The sequence below is a fragment of the Arthrobacter sp. H5 genome (assembly GCF_000520595.1).
Taxonomy (GTDB): domain Bacteria; phylum Actinomycetota; class Actinomycetes; order Actinomycetales; family Micrococcaceae; genus Arthrobacter_D.
Map to the genome: position 1 here is coordinate 1 of NZ_AZSC01000357.1, position 3602 is coordinate 3602.

Sequence of the window (3602 nt, forward strand, 5' to 3'; positions counted from 1 at the left end):
AGTAAGGACACCGGCCTGGGCAACCTGCCGCTGGCGGCGTTTGCCTCCAACGAAGTGTGGGTTCATCTGGTCATGCTGGCCGTGGAACTGACGGCCTGGACCCAGATGCTCGCTCTGGCGGGCACCGAGGCCAGGCGGTGGGAACCCAAACGGCTGCGGGCCAGGATCTTTGAAACGGCTGGCAGAATCGTGCGCACCGGCCGCCGCTTCATCCTGCATCTGGCAGCCGCAGCCCCGGAAACACCAGCGATTCTTCAGGCCCTGGACCGCATCCGGGCCCTGCCGGCCCCCGGCTGAGACCGGACGGCTCAGTGTCCCGACGAAGCAGATCACAGCCTTTGGAACCAGTGGAAACCAGTCCCACCCGAGACCACTCGGGCAAAATGTCGTACCCGGATGCCATAATTCAGGACATCAGGCAGCCGGTAAGCCCTGACCCACAGGCGACCCCACCCGATGAAAGATCGAGGTTAGGGTGTCCAGCGGGAAGAGTCTACCCGGCGCGTGAACCGGTTCTTCCTGCTCAAAGGGAGCATTCGCTAACCATCGCGTTCGACTTCGATGGCGTCTTGGCGGATGATTCCTCAGAGAGAGTCTATGCAGAAGGCGATCTTCAAAGTTTCCTCATTCACGAAGTAGACAATATGAACATACCTGCAATTGGCGGGCCCATCAAACCATTCTTTATGGCAATTGCAGGCATTCAGTCCTTAGAGACTCAACGAAAAGAATCCGACCCAATCTACCAACGGCGCCTGCGATCTTCCATCGTGACAGCGCGTAATAGCCCTGCCGACCTCCGGGTACTAAACACCCTCGAGTCTTGGGGGGTAACTGTTGACGACGCCTTCTTCCTTGGTGGGCTTGAAAAGGGACCTGTGTTGAGCGTACTGAAACCAGACATCTTCTTCGATGACCAAAAGGTTCACATCGAGTCCGCTTCGAAGCACACGATGTCGGCCCACGTTGTATTCGGCGTTAGAAATGAGAAATCTTCTGCAGCAATCCAGGTTGAACCGCCGGCGAGTGTTTCTCCCTAGGGATTCCCTTCGCGACCCCTACTTGGGGAAACTTTCATTAGATTTTCGACGCATCGTAATTCTATCCGTCCGTACCATGCAGGCAACTCATTGACCTTTCAGGCGCATCTTGCGTGTGGCCCTTTTCGGTTGCCAGCGCTGCGCCTATTCCTTGGGACATTCATTGTCGTGACACTTGCATCGTGTCCCTCGACCAAATCCAACGAAAGCTGCTGCGGCCCAACTGAAGGTTGCTGCCGCGGGGCCGCCTGGATTGATCGGGGCGCCCTCCGCCATGCCGAGAGCGAGCCCTTCTTTCCCGAAACTTTAAACGATCCATCGCGGTTTTCTCGAATCTGCATCCCGCCGGCTTTGACGAGCTCATGCCCAAAACCCTAGCCACGGCGACGGTCGACCGCCTGCTGCACCACGCGCACGTCTGCCAAATCTCAGGGGAATTCATCCGCCTCAGCCAAGCCCTCGCCGGAAAAGGAGTCACCCCGATGAACTAAACCAAGTCCCGAACATGGCCAACGCCGCCAATCACCTGGTGGGCAGATCCGCTGGCCATGAACGGGCAGTTTTCATGGCCACCAGCGGGCAGTAATACTGGCCGCCCGTGGGCACTTCTCAATGGCCCTTGACAGACCGCCTTGGGAACCTCTGCGCACCTCCTGCTGCCCGAATCCGGCTGCTATATCGGCGATGTGATCCGGCCCACCCCACCGACAGCAAACGGCCGGTGATCGAAAGAAGCCGAATCTGGATGAGCTCTGGAAGCAGACGCTCGATTCACGGGGTGCCGCATCGCAGCGGCCAAAGAGAACCCTGCCCGGCCCGATACCCACCCATGCCTGCAAACCGATAAACAGCCGAAACCGGATTCCGGCCCCGGCAGACTGGTGGACTCAGGCTAAGTGCGCCACTCTCTCATTTGACGGCAGTATCACCCCAGCCCAACCCATCAGTCGCTTCCATAAGCATTACTATGTAGCATAGTAGTTTACGGACATTTTCAACAGGAAGGCTTCCTAATGACGCTCGGGACAGACCCGCAGGACAAGTTTGCCGACTATGCCAACCCGGAACGGCTTGTTTCCGCACAATGGCTTGCCGGACACCTCGGCAGCGAAAATCTCATTGTTGTTGAGTCGGATGAAGACGTCCTGCTTTACGACACGGGACACATCCCCGGTGCAGTCAAAATCGACTGGCACATCGATCTTAATGACGAAGTCACCCGCGACTACGTCGATGGCGAGAACTTTGCCAATCTCATGTCGGCGAAAGGTATCTCCAGGGACACGACCGTGGTGATCTACGGGGACAAGAGTAACTGGTGGGCCGCCTACGCACTGTGGGTCTTTACCCTCTTCGGTCACGAAGACGTCCGCCTTCTCGACGGTGGTCGGGATAAATGGAGCGCCGACGGCCACGAACTGACGACTGACATCCCCGAAATTACCCCGACTCACTACCCCGTCGTTGACCGTAACGACGCACCCATCCGCGCCTTCATGACCGACGTGCAACAGCACTTCGGAAGGCCGCTCATCGATGTCCGCTCGATGGATGAATACACCGGCGCCCGCACTCACATGCCCGCCTACCCAGAAGAGGGTGCGTTGCGTGGGGGCCACATTCCCACGGCAGTATCAGTGCCGTGGGCTCGGGCCGCCGCTGAGGATGGCACATTTCGTACATGGGAGGAGCTCGACGCAATCTACTGCGGAGAAGCAGGACTGAAGACTGGCGATGATGTGGTGACCTACTGCCGAATCGGCGAACGGTCCAGCCACACGTGGTTTGTCCTGTCCCACCTGCTGGGGTTCGAAAAAGTCCGCAATTACGACGGCTCCTGGACCGAATGGGGCAACGCCGTCCGCGTACCGATCACCAAGGGAGCAGATCCGGGAATCGTTCCGGCTACGTCCCGCTAAATACATAACTTGAAAAACGGCATTCTGGAAACAGCTGCGACGCATCCCCGCAAAAGGGGCGGCAACCATGCCGGGTTTACAGGAAATTCTTGGATCCGTATCGGGGAAACTCAGCGTCGGCGATCCCCTGCCTATCGGCACTTTCTCATTTGGCCGCACGTTAGCCGACTCATTCCACTCTCACAAGCGCAACCACAGTCAACAGTAGCTCTCGGTGCGACGCTATCAAAAGGCCGGTGCGTCAGCTTTCACGGTGACAAACAGTTCAGGCGACAAGCAGTTTGTTGCGGGACCGATGGGCAGCCGGGTCACTCCATTGCGAAAATGACAGGACTTGAGGACTTCGAGGTAGCACAGGGTATGATTTCCGGCGCCGTGCACATCCCCATGGGCGACCTGCATGCGCGGTTGCACGAACTGGACCCCACCGTCCCTGTGGTCGCGGTCTGCCGCAGCGGTAACCGCAGCGCCACCGTCGCGGACGCACTGAACCAAGCCGGATTCACCGCGTCCACCATGACGGGCGGCATAATCGCCTGGCAGCGCGCCGGACTGCCAACAATTTGAGAAACAGCCCGGGAGTTCGATTCCCGGGCATTGCACCTGACCGTTGAACACCTAAGGAGAAAACCATGGACGTCAT

Annotated in this window: 4 protein-coding genes and 1 pseudogene; all 5 read left to right on the forward strand. The window is 58.3% G+C overall.

Annotated features, from left to right (window positions below):
- Positions 1-297, forward strand: a 297-nt coding sequence (locus tag Y708_RS0101505) for a transposase (RefSeq protein ID WP_028278555.1), incomplete at its 5' end; no start/stop codon positions are given.
- 86 nt (positions 298-383) lie between these two features.
- Positions 384-1040, forward strand: coding sequence for a 5'-nucleotidase (locus Y708_RS22200; protein ID WP_051478415.1), 657 nt, complete (start codon positions 384-386; stop codon positions 1038-1040).
- Between the two features lie 311 nt (positions 1041-1351).
- A pseudogene (locus Y708_RS27965) lies at positions 1352-1531 on the forward strand (ATP-binding protein); the annotation flags it as partial.
- Positions 1532-2053: 522 nt separating this feature from the next.
- Positions 2054-2959 carry a sulfurtransferase gene (locus Y708_RS0101520; RefSeq protein ID WP_028278556.1) on the forward strand — a complete coding sequence of 302 codons (906 nt, stop codon included), beginning with the start codon at positions 2054-2056 and terminating at the stop codon, positions 2957-2959.
- Positions 2960-3283: 324 nt separating this feature from the next.
- On the forward strand, positions 3284-3526 hold the full coding sequence (locus Y708_RS22205) for a rhodanese-like domain-containing protein (protein ID WP_051478416.1): 243 nt from the start codon (positions 3284-3286) through the stop codon (positions 3524-3526).
- Positions 3527-3602: the final 76 nt, after the last annotated feature.